The sequence below is a fragment of the Pseudomonas sp. GL_091 genome (assembly GCF_057837725.1).
Window position 1 is genome coordinate 1,185,222 of record NZ_CM174451.1, and the last position, 16,343, is coordinate 1,201,564.

The following is a 16,343-nucleotide window of genomic DNA, read 5'->3' on the forward strand; positions in this document are numbered from 1 at the left end:
CATGGGCCGGTTCAGCGACTTCTTCGTTCGCGAACTCAGCTGGCATCAGGTCTGGCGGTTTTTTCTGTTCGCGACCTTTGTGTATGTCCTGCCGTTGATCCTCGCGGATTTTCCCTATATCGATGACAACTGGCGCTCGCTGGCGGCGGGCATGGCCTGGTCCGAACAGGGCCGACTGTTCGCCCAGCTGTTCTACAACGCGCTGACCTTCAGCCATGCCGCGCCGAACATCTTTCCCTTGCCCTTGTTGATCGCCACGCTGGCCATGGCGTCGGCGCTGACCAGCCTGACGTTCCATTACTTCCGCCAGCCCAACGTCGCTTGTTGTCTGGTGCTGTTGCCGCTCTGGTACAACCCGTTCTTCCTGCAGAACCTGTCTTATCAATACGACGGTCCCGCGACGGCCCTGAGCCTGGTGGCGGTGATCTATGCGATCACCTTTCGCCACCCGTGGCGCAGTGTGCAATGGCTGGTGCCGTCGTTCCTGATTGCACTGGCGCTGGGTTTGTATCAGATCAGCCTGAATGTGTTCCTGGGCCTGTGTTGCCTAGAGTTGCTCAGGGCCGCCAACGATAAAACGACCCCGCTGCCATGGCGCGACCTGCTGGGCTGGAAAGCCGCCCAGCTCATACTTGGCGGGTTGATCTACAGCGTCAGTGCTTATCCGTTCATGGACTCCAATCGCACATTGCTGCTCAATTGGGCGGCGAACCCTTTATTGCAGATCCAGATCAACATTGCCCGGGTCCTGGAAAAAGTCGTGCTGCTGTTCCATGGCGGATGGCTCTGGGTGTTTGGCGGGTTACTGCTGCTTGCGATAGCCGGGGCGGTGCGGTTGGGATTGAACGTAGCGGCGCGTCAGGACGGCGGACCGAAGAAACTGTTGATCGGCCTGATGTGTTTGCTGACATTGCCGGTGGTGACGCTGCTGGTGTCCGGTGTTGCGCTGTTTTTCCGCGACTTCAACGAAGGCGCCCGCACCTTGATGGGTTTCGCCGTGCTGCTGGTGTTGCTGTGCTATTTGAGTCATCTGGCGCTGGCGTCGATCCATGAGCGCCTGCCATTGTTGTTGATGATTCCCCTGCTGGCCATGTTGTCGCTGTCGTTCGCCTACGGCCGGGTGCTGACGGTGCAGAAAACCTTCGCGTCCACGGCGCTGGCCGGTCTTGCGTACGACATCGCCAGCCATCAGTCGCTGCGCGAGGCCAGGCGGATCTACATCTCGGTGAGTTATTCCGACTATTGGTTAGTGGCGGCAGCTGGCTCGTTCAAGCAGTTGCCAGTGCTGCACTACCTGCTCAATACCGATTTTTACATGCTGGCCGAGAATCTGCCGAAAGCGGGAATCACCAACGTGGTGGCGGAGCGGGAGCGGCGTAACGCTACGCGGGTGGGTTATCAGGGCTATCCGGCGCTGGTGGACAGCCAGTTCTACCGGATTTACCTGATCGGTGATTACGGTTTCATCGTGATGAAGGAACCGGCCCCGATCACTGCTCTGCGTTGGTGAGTCTGAAGGGGCGTGAAAAGTGTCTACATCGTCAGTATGACCGCTGGTCTGAAATCCTTACCAACCTGTTATTTCTGTCAGTAGACCGCTGTGGCGGCAACACTTAGTTTGAATGCTCCTGAAGCAGGGATATTGGCGGGAGCCGGCATGAAAGCTTTGTGGAAGGGATTCTCTACCTTTGCGGTCATCGGGCTGGTCAATACGTTCCTTCATTGGCCGGTTTTTTTTGTACTCATCAATGCTTGCGGGTTCCTTTTTTCGCGTTTCGTAGTATTTCGCGAGCGCGAGGTATGAAGGTTTCACTGATTGTCCCTGTGTTCAATGAAGAGCAGGCTATCGGGGTGTTCTACCAGGCCGTGCGTCAGGATCCGAGCTTGCGCGAGTACCAAATTGAAATCGTGTTTATCAACGATGGCAGTACAGACGGAACATCTGATCTTGCCCATACGATTGCCTTGGTCGACAGCGGTGTGGTGGTGATCAGTTTCTCACGCAACTTCGGCAAGGAACCGGCGTTGTTTGCCGGGTTGGAACATGCAACTGGCGATGCCCTCATTCCCATGGATGTGGATCTGCAGGATCCAATCAGTGTCATTTCGCGGCTCATCGAAGAATGGATCAATGGGGCTGATGTGGTGCTGGCAAAACGACGAAACCGTTTGGCCGACAGTTATTTCAAACGTCATTTCGCAAGCCTGTTCTATCGGCTACTCAATCAGATTGCATCGACTCGCATCGAGGAAAACGTTGGCGACTTTCGCTTGATGGATAGAAAGGTCGTTGAAGTCATCAAGAGCCTTCCGGAGCAGCATTTGTTCATGAAAGGTGTACTGTCATGGGCAGGCTTCAACACAAAAGTCATTGAGTACGATCGTGCTCCACGGGTGGCTGGAAAAAGTAAATTCAATCTCTGGAAGTTATGGAATCTGGCACTTGAGGGCATTACCTCGTTCAGTACTGTACCGTTGCGCGTATGGTCCTACATCGGCGGCATCATCTCTCTGATAGCGCTTTTGTATGCGGCTTACATGGTTCTGGACAAGGTTCTTTTTGGCAATAATGTGCCGGTGTATCCGTCCCTGATGACCGCCATTCTGTTTTTGGGGGGCGTACAGCTGATAGGCATTGGCATTCTGGGTGAATACGTCGGGCGTATTTACATGGAGTCCAAGCATCGGCCCCGATATGTGATCAAGGAAATCACCAGAAGTAGTCACGAGCTGGTAGATCGTGCCTCAGCGGAGAAGATCACCTGAGCGCGATGGATCGCTTGGTCGATGCTCAGGTGAGACGGCAACACTTCGTCGCCTACAGCCCGGTCTAGCGGACGGTATCAATCTGAAAGCCGAGAGCGGCGACCAAATTGTCTTGGATGATTTGTACTGGTATTTGTCGTTCAGTTACTGCAACACCACAGGTATCCAGCCGAAGTTTTACATCCCCAGCGTACCTTCGGATGGGGCGAGAGGTCCTTTCCATCAGGGTGGAAGCAGGTGCTGACGCTCAACGGCGGGAATGTCGAGGCGCGCCTGTTTATTCTGGGCGGCGAGCGCTGAAGTCCTCCTGGACTGTCAGCGCTGAAATATCAGGATTAAGCGGCCACTATTTCATGAGGCTCGAAACTGTCCGCCCGCGCCATCTGCCACATCCGCGAGTAGAACTCGCCGTTCACTTCGCCGCTCAGCAGTTCCCCCGGCTTGAGGAACACATGCAACTGCGAGAACAGCTTGATCTCGGTCGCCGACATGCGTCGCACCAGATGCTTGGCCGACAGCTGCGACGGGTGTTCGAGGCCGGCGGCGGCGAGCATTTCCGCCAGGGCCTTGAGGGTGTTGCGGTGGAAGTTGAATACGCGCTGGGCCTTGTCCGGCACGACCAGCGCGCGCTGGCGCAGGGTGTCCTGGGTGGCGACGCCGGTCGGGCATTTGTTGGTGTGGCAACTCTGCGACTGGATGCAGCCGATGGCGAACATGAAGCCGCGCGCCGAGTTGGCCCAGTCGGCGCCGATGGCCAGCACGCTGGCGATGTCGAAGGCGCTGACGATCTTGCCGCTGGCGCCGAGTTTGATCTTGTCCCGCAGGTTCAAGCCCACCAGGGTGTTGTGCACGAACAGCAAGCCCTCGCGCATCGGCACACCGATGTGGTCGGTGAACTCCACAGGCGCAGCGCCAGTGCCGCCTTCCTTGCCGTCGACGACGATGAAGTCCGGGAGGATGCCCGTCTCCAGCATGGCCTTGGCGATACCCATGAACTCCCACGGATGGCCGAGACAGAACTTGAAACCCACCGGTTTGCCACCAGACAGTTCACGCAGCTGTGCGATGAAATGCATCATTTCGATCGGTGTGGAAAACGCGCTGTGGCGCGACGGTGACACACAGTCTTCACCCATCAGGATGCCGCGGGTTTCGGCGATTTCTTTGGTGACCTTGTGCTTGGGCAGGATGCCGCCGTGGCCGGGTTTGGCGCCCTGGCTCATCTTGATTTCGATCATCCGTACCTGCGGCGTCCGGGCTTGCGCGGCGAAGCGTTCCGGGTCGAAGCGTCCGTCGCTGGTGCGGCAGCCAAAGTAACCGCTGCCCAGCTCCCAGGTCAGGTCGCCGCCGTTTTCCCGGTGATAGGGGCTGATGCTGCCTTCGCCGGTGTCATGGGCGAAATTGCCGAGCTTGGCGCCCTGGTTCAAGGCGCGGATGGCGTTGGCGCTGAGGGAACCGAAACTCATGGCTGAAATGTTGAACACCGAGGCCGAATACGGCTGGGTGCACTGCGGGCCGCCGACCGTCACCCGGAAACTGCTCGGGTCGCTCAAGGGCGCGGGGCGCATGGAGTGGCCGATGAATTCGAAGCCCGATTTATACACGTCGATCAGCGTGCCGAAGGGTTTGTCGGCAGTTTCATTCTTGGCCCGGGAATAGACCAGCGAGCGCTGGGCCCGGGAGAAGGGCAGGGCGTCGCTGTCGGATTCAAGCAGGTACTGGCGGATTTCCGGGCGGATGCCTTCGACCAGATAACGGATATTGCCGAGGATCGGGTAATTACGGCGCACCGCGTGCGGATTTTGCAGCAGATCGAACAGGCCGATCAGACTGAGGACAGCGGTGACGGTAGTAATCGGCCAGAGCCAGTCGTATTCAAGAAACGGCAGGCTGGCGAGGGTGAAAATCACGCAGACGGCAAAGAAGGCGTAGCGGCTCAGGAGTGACAGGCTCATACGGTTTCCTTGGGTTCGGACTCATCAGTGACCTGTAGGAGCGAGCTTGCTCGCGATGCTCGTTAACGATAACGCATGCTGTCTGAATGGCCGCGTTGCCTTGGCGTTTTTCGCGAGCAAGCTCGCTCCTACAGTTTTTCAATCAGGCATTTTGTGCCTGGAGAAAAATCGAAAACAGCTCGGACTGGGATTTGATCCCCAGCTTGCTGTACATGTGTTTCTTGTGGACTTTCACGGTTTCGACCGAGATTTCCAGCTTACGGGCGATTTCTTTACTGGAGCAACCGCTGAGCATCAAACGCCCGACATCCAGCTCCCGGGCGGTCAACTGCGCGCCTTTGAGTTGCTGCACCGAGGCCTCCAGCTGTACCCGCCAGTCGGCTTGCGGCGGTGCGGGGGCCAGGGCCACGACTTCGTTGATTTCATAGGGTAGACGCTGGCGCAACAAACCGAGCACCCACGGCTGGATCAACGACAACAAGGCGATCTGCTGGCTGCTGAAGCGCTGCGTGCTGCCCAGCGACAGGCACAGCGTGCGGTCACCTTCGAGCTGACAATTGAACTGGATTTCGTCGGCCACCACATTCAGACGAAAGTAGCGCTGGTAATACTCGGTCAGCTCGAAGTGCTCCGGGGCGACTTCCGACAGGCGATACAGCCCGGTGCGAGACTGCTCGCGGCAGGCGATATAGAAGGGGTCGAGCAGGTACAGGCCGCGCAGGTAATCCTGGAACAACTGGTCAGGGCTGCCGTCTTCGCCGGGGCATTCGGCGAACACCTGGGGGCGCTGATCGGCACTGAAAAGCAGCGCCACCCAGCTGTCGAAGGACACGTACTGGTCCAACAGGCGTACAAGCTGGGTCCAGAAATTGGGCTTGTCCAGGGCGTCGATCAGTTGCCCCACCGAGCGGTGCCAGGCGATGTCGTCCAACGAGAGTGTCATGCATCTACCCCTATCGTGTTACCCCAGCGGCGTAATTCCCCGCCCGGTTGCTTGCTGCGCATACTGGCGCACAGACACCGACCGGGCAATCTTTCTGCCGCCCGGTCCATAACAAGGAATACCCATGAAGGTCGAACTCGCCCAATTGGCAGGCCGTGACAACGATACGGCTTACAACCTCGAACGCACCCTGGCGGCGATGGCTGCGTGCGCTGCCGATACGCAGCTGATCCTGTTCCCCGAAGGCCACTTGATGGGATTCCCTTCGGCCGAGTCCGTGGCCGAGGTGGCCGAGGCGCTGGACGGCCCGTCCGTCAGTGCGGTGATCGCCGCCGCCCGCGAGCGCAATATCGCCGTGGCCATCGGCATGGCCGAGAACGACAACGGCCGCTTCTACAACACCACGTTGTTGATCACCCCCGAAGGCATCGCGCTGAAATACCGCAAGACTCATTTGTGGGCCTCGGATCGCGGTGTCTACGAGGCGGGCGATCGCTACGCCACCTGCCTGTGGAACGGCGTGCGCGTGGGCCTGCTGATTTGCTACGACATCGAATTCCCCGAAAGCGCCCGCGCCCTGGCGCAACTGGGTGCCGAGTTGCTGCTGGTGACCAACGGCAACATGGACCCGTACGGTCCGACCCACCGCACCGCGATCATGGCCCGCGCCCAGGAAAACCAGGCGTTTGCGCTGATGGTCAACCGGGTGGAAGAGGGTGACGGTGGTTTGTTGTTTGCCGGTGGCAGCGCATTGGTCGATCCGCTGGGCACCTTGTTGTTCGAAGCCGGACGCGAGGAAGGGCAGTTTGCGGTCGAGCTGGACCTGAACCAGCTGACAGCGGCGCGCCAGGATTATCGCTATCTGGATGATCAGCGGCTGAGGTTGCCGGGGGAGGTGGTTGAGCATGTTTCTGGAGTGCGGGAGCTGCTGATTCCTGCGCGCTGATCCGGATTCCGTGTTGGCTGGGCTGACGCCTTCGCGAGCAGGCTCGCGATGAGGCCCTTCCGGACAACACACCCGTCTGATCGAAGAACAACAATGCAACACCCGTAATTTGCGCCGAACTCGGCTCTGCCATAAATCTAATAATTCCGGAGTAGTCGCTCATGGCTCGTTTACAACGCACCTTGTCATTAGGGTCGGTGGTGCTGTTTGGCATCGCCTACATGACGCCGATCATTGTGCTCGGCACCTTTGGCATCCTCGCCCAATCCACCGCCGGCATGGTGCCGGCCGCGTACCTCGCGGCGCTGGTGGCGATGTTCTTCACCGCCATGAGCTACGGGCGCATGGCCTCGGCGTTCCCGGTGGCCGGCTCGGCCTACAGCTATGTGCGCAAGGCCATCAGCCCGAAACTCGGGTTCATCGCCGGTTGGGCGGTGCTGCTCGATTACCTGTTCCTGCCCATGGCGATCTGGCTGATCGGCGCGGCCTACCTCAACTCCGCATTCCCTGCGGTGCCGCAGTGGATCTGGGTGCTGGCGTTCATCGGCATCACCAGCGCGATCAATATCGTCGGCCTGAAACTGGCCAACGGCATCAATGCCTTACTGATGCTGGTGCAGTTTTTGGTGCTGATCGCCTTCGTCGCGCTGTGCGTGCATTACGTCGGTGGTGATGCGAGTACGCCGTTGTGGTCGATCAAACCGTTCTTCAATGGCGACATGCAGATGCCGCTGATCATGAGCGGCGCGGCCATCGCCTGTTACTCGTTCCTGGGCTTCGACGCGGTCAGCACCCTGACCGAAGAAACCCGCGATCCACGCCGCACCATTCCCCGGGCGATCATGCTGATCACCCTGATCGGCGGGCTGATCTTCGTCGGCGTCTCGTACTTCGTGCAGATTGCTCATCCGTCGTTCCAGTTCGACAACGTCGACTCGGCGGCCTATGAAATTGCCCGCAACATCGGTGGCGACCTGTTCGTCTCGATCTTCCTGATCGGCCTGATCGTCGGCCAGTTCGCCTCGGGCCTGTCGGCCCAGGCCAGTGGTTCGCGACTGCTGTACGCCATGGGCCGCGACGGCGTGTTGCCGAAAGCGTTTTTCGGCACCCTGCACGAACGCTTCGGTACGCCGATCAACAGCATCCTGCTGTGCGCGGTGGTGGCGTTACTGGCACTGAAACTGGACGTCACCACCTCGACCTCGTTCATCAACTTCGGCGCGTTCCTGGCGTTCAGCCTGGTCAACCTGTCGGTGATCTTCCATTACTGGATCGGTGGCGAGAAAAAAGGCCCGCGCGAATTCGTGCTGTTCCTGCTGTTCCCGTTCATCGGCCTGGCAGCGGATTTGTGGCTGATGGTCAGCCTCGATCATCTGGCGGTTTATCTGGGGTTGAGCTGGCTGGCGATTGGCGTGGTGTACCTGGCGGTGTTGACCGGTGGTTTCCGTCGGCAGCCACCGGAGATGGATTTCCAGGAAGCTGCATAAAGGAAACTGTAGGAGTGAGCTTGCTCGCGATAAACCTGAGGGCGCCGATGGGCATCTGGTTTTACGCGTTTTCGTTCACGACCATCGCGAGCACGCTCGCTCCTACAGGGCGGACATGTGATCCTTGCCGCTTTTGAGTCAAGGGCCTTCTGTTTATGTCGACGTTTTCCATGCCGGCTTCCGGGACTATTCGCATCGCCGCTGCCCTGTTGATCGGCCCTGACGGCCGCACGTTGCTGGTGCGCAAGCGCGGTACCACGGCGTTCATGCAGCCGGGTGGCAAGATCGAGCCCCATGAATTGCCGGTCCACGCCCTGGCCCGGGAGCTGGAAGAGGAGCTGGGTCTGGACATCGACCCGGCGCAGGCCGTTTACCTCGGTCACTTCTCGGCACCGGCCGCCAACGAGCCGGGTTTTGTCGTACACGCCGAGCTCTTTCAGCTGAATATTGATTCGAATGTCACCCCGGAGGCAGAGATCGAAGAAGTGATCTGGATCGACCCGGCCACCGATGGCGGTGTCAGCCTGGCGCCATTGACACGGGACCTGATCCTGCCGTTTTATCGAGCATCGCTGACCGCGATCGCCTGATCATTACGCAAAGGACTTCGCCCATGATCCCGCTTCAAGACCTGCTGATTTTTGCCGCTGCCGCGTTGCTGATGGTGCTGACGCCCGGGCCGAACATGATCTACCTGATCTCCCGTTCGATCTGCCAGGGGCGCAAGGCCGGGGTGATCTCGTTGCTTGGGGTGGTCGCCGGATTCTTCGTGCACCTGTTTGCCGCGGCCGCCGGTTTGACCGCGGTGTTCCTGGCGGTGCCGATGGCCTATGAGGTGTTGAAGTGGGCCGGTGCGCTGTACCTGTTGTGGCTGGCCTGGCAGGCAGTCAAACCCGGTGCGCGCTCGCCGTTCGAGGCGCAGCAGTTGCCCCCGGATTCGTCGCGCAAGCTGATCACCATGGGTTTTCTGACCAGCGCCCTGAACCCGAAAATCGCGGTGTTCTATCTGTCGGTGTTTCCGCAGTTCATCACGCCGGAGCATGGCTCGGTGTTCAGCCAGAGCATCATCCTCGGCCTGACCCAGATCAGCGTCAGTTTCTGCGTCAACCTGCTGATCGCCATGTTTGCCGCGGGCATCGCCTCGTGGTTCGTCAACAATCCGACCTGGCTGGCGATGCAGCGCTATTTCATGGGCTTCGTATTGTCGGGGCTGGCGCTGCGGCTGATGCTTGAGCAAAAACGGATGGCTTGAGGATGTGGATCGAACGACTGGATGCCAGCCATGCTCTGGACTACCGGGCGCTGATGCTCGAAGCCTACGACCTGCATCCGCAGGCCTTCACCTCGAGCGTGCGTGAGCGGGCGGTGATGCCGCTGAGCTGGTGGGAGTCGCGCCTGACCGGCAAGCTGGACGTGGTGCTCGGGGCGTTCGAAGAAGGCCGGTTGGCCGGCATTGTTGGCCTTGCGTTCGAGCCTCGGGAAAAGGCCCGGCACAAGGTGACGCTGTTTGGCATGTATGTTTCACCGACGGTCCGCCAGCGCGGGCTCGGCCATCAACTGGTTCAGGCTGCCTTGGCCGAGGCGCAGAGCCATGCGGGTTTGCGTTTGATCCAGTTGACCGTCACCGCCGGCAATGATGCCGCGTTCAACCTCTACCAGCGCTGCGGTTTCGTCCAGTTCGGCCTGGAACCGATGGCCGTGCGGGTGGGGGAGGATTACTTCGACAAGATCCATATGTGGCGCGAAATATAAGGGTCACCAAGATCCCTGTAGGAGCGAGCTTTTGTGGCGAGGGGGCTTGCCCCCGTTGGAGTGCGAAGCGCTCCTCAGCATTTCTTCAGACACAATGCGCTTGCAGTTTTCGCGACTGCTTCGCAGCCGAACGGGGCGGTTCGGCGCTCCGACAAGCCCCCTCGCCACAAAGACCGCATCGTCTGATTGTTTTAGCGAACCGCACTCACCCCATCCAGCGTCGAAAACGACGTGTCCTTGGCCGTCAGCAAGAAGTCGCGCATGTACGGCGCGTCGAGCATGTCGGCACGGATCGCCGCATACAGCGTGGCGAACAAACCTTTCTCACCCAGCCGCTTGGCTTTCACATAGCCCCGCGAGCTGTATTCATGCAGCGCCCAATGAGGCATGCCGCACACGCCGCGACCGCTGGCCACCAGTTGCATCATCATCACCGTCAGTTCCGAGGTGCGGACCTGGGCCGGTTCGATGTCGGCGGGTTCGAGGAAGCGGGTGAAGATGTCCAGCCGGTCCCGTTCGACCGGGTAGGTGATCAAGGTTTCCGGGAGCAGGTCTTCGGGAACGATATAGGCCTTGCTGGCCAGGCGGTGCTGGTTGGCCACCGCGAGCATCGCTTCATAAGTGAACAGCGGGACATAGGTGATCCCGGCGAGGTCCACCGGATCGGAGGTCACCACCAGGTCCAGATCGCCACGGGCCAAGGCCGGCAGCGGGGCGAAGGAGAACCCCGAGGCCAGGTCCAGCTCGACTTCCGGCCAGGCGTCGCGGAACTGGTCGATGGTCGGCATCAGCCACTGGAAGCAACTGTGGCATTCGATGGCCATGTGCAGGCGACCGGCGGTGCCACCGGCCAGGCGACTGATGTCTCGTTCGGCGGCACGCAGCAGCGGCAGGGTGGCGTCAGCCAGTTGCAGCAGGCGCAATCCGGCGCTGGTGAAACGCACCGGTTTGGTCTTGCGCACGAACAGCGGCATGCCCATACGCTCCTCCAGCTCCTTGAACTGGTGGGACAGGGCTGACTGGGTCAGGTGCAGGCGATCGGCCGCATCCACCAGGCTGTCGGATTCGCGCAAGGCGTGCAGGGTCTTGAGGTGACGGATTTCAAGCACCGGGGGCTCCATGAGGAAAACTTGTCGATAAATCGAAAAGGTTGAGTTTGTCTCATGTTGATGCCGCTGTCGACCACAAGCACGGCGGAGCACATTGCGTGCTCCGCCGTTGTTACTTTACAGCGCGGAAAAGTGTTTGTTGCCCAGCGGTTTGCCAATGTCGCCGCGCCAGATCGCCTCGACCGTACCGCCACTGGCGGCCACGTCCTTCTGCCATTGCAGGCCCAGGTTGCGTTGTTCCGGCAGTTTCAGATGGCCTTTGACGAAGTCGCTGAACTGAGGCTTGGCCGAGGTGTAGTGGAAGTGTGCGTACCACAGGGTTTGCGCCGGTTCGCTGCGCAGGTCGCGCACCTCGTATTCCTGCAGGAAATCCCGTTGTCCGTCTGCGCGTTTGCCCAGGTCGCGCAAACCGCCTTCCTTGCGGATGTCCACCACTTGCTGTTCAAGCAGATAGTCCAGATAACCTTCGGTCGGGGTTTTGCTGCTCATGCTTTGATCGATGCGCAGGGTGCGCCCTGAGCGCAACATCTCATCCGCCCGATTGCGCAATTGCAGCGCCACGGTCTCGGCGGGGGACAACCGTTCGATGGCCTGGGCGCGCAGGGTCAACTCCGCAGCTTCGCTGCTCATCATGTGCTCCAGGTCGACGGGCAGCATGTTTTGCTGCGCATAGCCTTTGACTTTGTTGGTATAGGCGTCCGCGGCTCCCAGCCTTTTTCCGGCCTCTGTCAGCAGTGGCCTGACATCGGTCGGCAGCATCGGTTGCGCGGAGACGGCTGGTTCACTGAGGTGATATTTACCGGTGGAGCGGGGCAGCCAGGTTTCTGTACGGCCATCGACACCTTCGATGGTGAAGCGCTGTTGCCGCGTCGTGGTGTCGGTACTGGCCACGCCGATCAGCAACTGGTTGTCCTCGGTTTCGAACAATTGCCGTCCGGAGCGTTCCTCCACTGGCGTGATGGTGGAGCGGTTCTTGAGGGCATGGCGGGCGAATGCTTCCATCTGATCGAGGTTATCCAGAAACACAGTGACTTGCTCCAAGTCCAGGTGTTGCGGATAGCCCAGTGTCCAGGCGCCAAGCTGGCGACGGAACTGGGTGTAAATGGCCTGGCAGTCTTCGAAAACCCTGTTGCGCTGGCCGACGTTGGAGCGTACTTGCGGCAGTTGATGTTGGGTCAGCAGGGCACGCCCGACCTTCTCGCGGGACTTTTTCAACTGCACATGAAAGTAAGTCCACGACAGGTCGTCGACAGCGTCGTAGTGGGTGATGGTTTCCAGCACATGCGCCGCCTTCAGGTACCGGTAATTGGCATCGCTGTATGCCTTGTTCAGCAGTTCGACGGTCTTGGCCACGTTCTCTTTATGCTTGGGGCGGGTGATGCGGCGGTTCCATCGGTTGGCTTGCTCGACGGCCTGGTGTTGCTGGTCGAATTCCTTGATAAAGGTTTTTCGGACCTCCTTGCGCTCGGCCATCAGTTTCAAATGTGCGGCGGTATCGTTGACCGGCGTTGAATCCGAACGGGTGATCAACTGTTCGATCCGGTCGAGGCTTTCCACCAGTCGCTCCCTGGCCAGGCCGATCCTGCGGTCCAGGCGGTCGACGACAATCCAGGCGCAGCGGCTTTGAATGTCATTGATCTGGGCGCGATTGTTGCCATGACTCAATGCCATCAGCTCTTCAAGGGTCAGGTACAAAGCCTGTGCGGTTTCGATATCGTCCAGGCAGGCAAGCTCGACGTCGGGGCGAAGTGCCGGGCGCTGCGCGGGCGCAAGATCGTAATAGCCCTGCACCAGGCTGTTGTTCTTGCGGGTCTGGGTATCGAGGCGCCGGGTATAGGCATCGGCGGTGTTTTTCAGGGTCAACTGGCGACGCAAGGCCCGATCCGTCCACCAGCGTGGCAGCCAGCGGCGAATGGCGACCGGCCAGAGTGGGTCCAATCCATCGGCCATGTGCCCAAGCACCGCGCCACCCCCTACGCCGCCGCCTTCGATCACGGTGCCGTACACCGCGTAGTGGGTGTTCCAGTGGCCGGACTCATCGAGGGCGACAGGCTGTTTGTAGGTTCGGCTGCTGGTGCCGCTCAAGCGCCAGCGGGGTGGATTGCCCTCCAGTTCGATGCGATAGATTCGCCCCTGGCTGACCATGAAATGGCCGTCAGCGTGGCGATATACCTGGCGATAGACGCCCTCGGTGCCCGGTTGCAGGCCGGCGAGGGAGATCATCTGTTCGTATTCATAGCCCTTGAAGCGTTCCAGGGTTCGTTGTGCCTGGCGCTGCGTCGAACTCCTCAGGGCGCCGGCGCTTTTGCTGACGGCGCGCAATTGGCGCTGGCGGGTGATGGCACGCGCCGCCGAAGGTGCTGCACTGGCACCGGGCAGCACATCCATGGCCGCGTCGATTAGTGACAACAGCACCGCTTCGACCTCGGCCAGCCCGTGGCCGACATCCCCGCGCATGAAAGCGGCCACCGCCAGGTTGGCGCTGTTCCAGGCGTCGTACAGGGCGATGGTCGCACCGACGAAAGGCAGCATGCCCACGGCCATTTTCAGGTAGTTGAACATCGCGCCGGACTTCAGGGCGACTTGCTCCAGGTACAAGGCATCGTTGGAGCGCGATGTCATCCGATGGGCTTCCAGCAAACGGCCCATGTGCACGTTCAGCAGATGCGCCGCCAGGGAGGTGCGGGATGGCCAAGGCGTACCGACGCCGACCAGATCGTCGAAGTTTCTTACTCGCGCCTCATTGATTCGACTGACGTGATGAGCGAACTCTCCGGTCAAGGCCCGTCCGGCGAGATAGGTGACCATGGAGCTACGCAGGCAATCGTTGAACAGCCGTATCCGCGCCTGCTCAAGGCTGTCGAACTGGCGCACAAACACACCGTCCGGGCTGTCCGGCAGGTAGAGCAGGGTCAGGCCACTGATCCGCTCGACAATGAAGGTCACGCCAGACAGGGTGCTCGGCCCCTGGCCAGGGGTGTCGCTGCCGCCCACCGTCAGGTGCGCCGGTAGCAGTTCGATGCGTTGGCCATTGGTGCTGGAGGCTTCACGGCTGCCGGCATCTATGGCGATGTCCAGGACCTGTTGGCCATCGGCATTGATGTCTTTGGCGAGCACGGCGAACTCGCCTTGCAGGCGCAGCATCAGGCGCCAGGGTTCGCTCAGGCATTCGTGGCGGTATTCATTGCTGAAGGCTGGCGCGGTCGAGGTACCGAGGAAGGTTTCACGGATCAGCGTTTCATACTGTCCGGCCAGGTCCAGTTCGGTGACCATCTTGCGCAGCCAGGTCGGGGTGATGCCGGTTTTCAGCTTCTGCTGATCTGTCGGGTCGCCGCCGCTGGTCTCGACTTGCATGAACGACAGTCGCCATGACATCGCCTGATCAATGTTGCTTTGCGCCAGGTCGCCGAGGGACAACTTGCTGCGTTGCTGGCTGGCGACCAGCACATTTTCCTGGGGTGTTCCCGGTGCCGCACCCTCGGTGACGACCTTGCGCCAGGCGGTGGAGTCAGGCACGTCCAGTAGCACGTCAACGTTGCGGGTCAGGCCGAACGCCTTGTGCAGGTGGGCATCAATGGCCTTTTTGCTGAATGCATCGCGGGGCGGCAACTCGCGCTCCAGCCATTCATGGGAGCGCTTCATGGCCTTGATGTATGACTTGAACAGCGACTTGATCCGATCACGTTGTGCGGCGGACAGGGTGTCGTGCCACGCTGGCAAACGTGCGGCCAGTGCACTGCTGTGAACTTGCTCGACAATGTGCTGGTGCGCCAGCTCCCGGGCTGCGGGGACAGGAACCGTCAGGCAGGCGAGGGTCTGTTCACGCAGCTTTTCCAGTTCAGTCTCGCGTTGACTGGCGCGAGCTGGAATCGGGTTGGCGGTCAGCAGCCGGGCCACTTGTTGTTCACAGCTGTGAAGCTGGTTCTGCAGGGTGTATTCGAACGGGTTTGCAGTCAGCGGCACAAGATGCAGCGCTTGAGCGCTGTCGTTGGCCGCAAGTTTGAACAGCGTCTGCTCCAGCGTCTGTCGAGACGCGAACCGTTGCAGGCCACCGAAGCGTCCGGGCCAGTAGAGCAACAGGCTTTCGGTCGAGGGCGACAGCAATGCCGACGGCCGGGAAAACAGCAATACACCGTCCAGTTCCCGGGTTTGTGTGCGGGTGGTGCCACCTTCGGTGTCTGTCATCGACAACACCAGGCACGCGACCACCACCCCGGCCGGGCGTGGTTGATCCGGTGCATCCAGCACGCTGATCAGCCATTGATGTTCCTCGTGGCTGATCTGGTTCAGGCTCAGTTGCAGCCCGGCTTCGGCGCGCAGGCCGTCCAGGCGCGCCTGGTAAAGGGCGGCGTAATGCGGGCGGTTTTTGTGGCGCAGTTCCAGCATTTCCTGCGCACTGTCGGTGTGCAGCAGCGCGATTGCGGCGGTGGTGCTGGCCTGCTCGGCCATGGTGAGGGCGTCCATTTGCTGTTGCAGACGCTGCAGACGCGGGTCAGTGTGGTCGCCCTGAAAGTTCTCGCCCAGCAAGGCATCCAGTGCCGTGCGCTGTTGCACCAGTGCCTGGCGACGGATGCCCAGTGGAATATCAGGGCTCAACTGGCCGAACAGGACACCGTCGTCGTTGGTCTCCACGTCCGGCAGGGCGGCGGGCAGGGCCAGGATCAATTCGTTACGCGGCCGGTCGTCAGGTGCGACGAGCAAACGCGACCACAGGGATCCGGCGCTGGTCTGCAGCACCCTCTGCTCAAGTACTGTGTAATCGACACTGACTGTGCCTGTCGGTAGCCGGGGTTGGTCGAACATCTGCGGCTGATGTTCGATCAGCCAGCTTTCCATTTCATCGCGACTTTGAAAGGTCATCCAGCCGGTTGTCCGGGAAGGCAAGTACAGCAACTGAGCGACCGGTTGCTTCGTGTCCCGGGTGATGACCAGCGCGCCCGATAGCTCCACTGATCGCGCAGTGTCATCCTTGAGTCGCAGTTGCTCGACGTAGAAGCGCGGGGTGTCAGGTGTTACCGCCTGCGCGGGCGGGTCGATGATCGCCTGCAATGTCTTGATCTGTTCGGCTTGCAGAATGCCCTGCGCAAAAGCCCATTGGCTCGACGCCTCGAAATGCTGGCGGTACAAGCGGTTTGCCTGTGCCTTGCGTGACTGATCCGTACCGCGCGCCCGGGCAGCCCACCAATCACTATCGAGAGGTGATTGCGGGCTCTGCGCCATGAGCGCCCGCCACTGCTCACAGCAATCACTCCAGCGCGCCGCAGCGCTCAGGCTCAGGCCTTGGTCCGGGTTGACGGGCAATGGGAAAGTAAGGCCGAAATCGGCCGCAAGGGGGGTGGTTTCGTCAGCCATGACGATGAGTCTCCAGAAGGCCGGGCCATGCCG

The 16,343-nt window shown here is 60.4% G+C and carries 11 protein-coding genes; 7 read left to right on the top strand and 4 right to left on the bottom strand.

Annotated elements, in window-relative coordinates; translation table 11 throughout:
• Position 1 precedes the first annotated feature (1 nt).
• Together AC3ITY_RS05325 and AC3ITY_RS05330 are read left to right on the top strand one after the other, a co-directional pair.
• Complete coding sequence (locus tag AC3ITY_RS05325) at positions 2 to 1,510, top strand: glucosyltransferase domain-containing protein (RefSeq protein ID WP_489308013.1); 1,509 nt, start codon at positions 2 to 4, stop codon at positions 1,508 to 1,510.
• Positions 1,511 to 1,800: 290 nt separating this feature from the next.
• The gene (locus AC3ITY_RS05330; protein ID WP_489308015.1) at positions 1,801 to 2,766 is read left to right on the top strand and encodes a glycosyltransferase family 2 protein; all 966 of its coding nucleotides are present in this window, start codon (positions 1,801 to 1,803) and stop codon (positions 2,764 to 2,766) included.
• A 335-nt stretch (positions 2,767 to 3,101) separates the two neighbouring features.
• Here the strand turns inward: AC3ITY_RS05330 and AC3ITY_RS05335 are convergent, their stop codons facing one another.
• Both AC3ITY_RS05335 and AC3ITY_RS05340 read right to left on the bottom strand, forming a co-directional pair.
• Positions 3,102 to 4,721, bottom strand: a complete 1,620-nt coding sequence (locus tag AC3ITY_RS05335) for an FMN-binding glutamate synthase family protein (protein ID WP_489308016.1) — start codon at positions 4,719 to 4,721, stop codon at positions 3,102 to 3,104.
• A 142-nt stretch (positions 4,722 to 4,863) separates the two neighbouring features.
• Positions 4,864 to 5,664 carry a helix-turn-helix transcriptional regulator gene (locus AC3ITY_RS05340; RefSeq protein WP_008000231.1) on the bottom strand — a complete coding sequence of 267 codons (801 nt, stop codon included), beginning with the start codon at positions 5,662 to 5,664 and terminating at the stop codon, positions 4,864 to 4,866.
• A 124-nt stretch (positions 5,665 to 5,788) separates the two neighbouring features.
• Here AC3ITY_RS05340 and AC3ITY_RS05345 point away from each other — a divergent pair, with 124 nt between their 5' ends.
• The 5 genes from AC3ITY_RS05345 to AC3ITY_RS05365 all read left to right on the top strand — a co-directional run bounded on the left by AC3ITY_RS05345 (position 5,789) and on the right by AC3ITY_RS05365 (position 9,849).
• Positions 5,789 to 6,610, top strand: a complete 822-nt coding sequence (locus AC3ITY_RS05345) for a carbon-nitrogen hydrolase family protein (RefSeq protein WP_223458719.1) — start codon at positions 5,789 to 5,791, stop codon at positions 6,608 to 6,610.
• 161 nt (positions 6,611 to 6,771) lie between these two features.
• Positions 6,772 to 8,097, top strand: coding sequence for an APC family permease (locus AC3ITY_RS05350; protein ID WP_046041027.1), 1,326 nt, complete (start codon positions 6,772 to 6,774; stop codon positions 8,095 to 8,097).
• Between the two features lie 155 nt (positions 8,098 to 8,252).
• Positions 8,253 to 8,687, top strand: a complete 435-nt coding sequence (locus tag AC3ITY_RS05355; RefSeq protein WP_489308018.1) for an NUDIX hydrolase — start codon at positions 8,253 to 8,255, stop codon at positions 8,685 to 8,687.
• 23 nt (positions 8,688 to 8,710) lie between these two features.
• Positions 8,711 to 9,349, top strand: a complete 639-nt coding sequence (locus tag AC3ITY_RS05360) for a LysE family translocator (RefSeq protein WP_015093692.1) — start codon at positions 8,711 to 8,713, stop codon at positions 9,347 to 9,349.
• A gap of 2 nt (positions 9,350 to 9,351) precedes the next feature.
• The gene (locus AC3ITY_RS05365) at positions 9,352 to 9,849 is read left to right on the top strand and encodes a GNAT family N-acetyltransferase (protein ID WP_489308020.1); all 498 of its coding nucleotides are present in this window, start codon (positions 9,352 to 9,354) and stop codon (positions 9,847 to 9,849) included.
• Between the two features lie 191 nt (positions 9,850 to 10,040).
• Here the strand turns inward: AC3ITY_RS05365 and metR are convergent, their stop codons facing one another.
• Together metR and AC3ITY_RS05375 are read right to left on the bottom strand one after the other, a co-directional pair.
• Positions 10,041 to 10,958, bottom strand: coding sequence for a transcriptional regulator MetR (metR, locus tag AC3ITY_RS05370; protein WP_489308021.1), 918 nt, complete (start codon positions 10,956 to 10,958; stop codon positions 10,041 to 10,043).
• A 117-nt stretch (positions 10,959 to 11,075) separates the two neighbouring features.
• A complete protein-coding gene (locus AC3ITY_RS05375) occupies positions 11,076 to 16,310 on the bottom strand; it encodes a dermonecrotic toxin domain-containing protein (RefSeq protein ID WP_489308022.1) in 5,235 nt (1,744 codons plus the stop codon).
• Positions 16,311 to 16,343 lie beyond the last annotated feature (33 nt).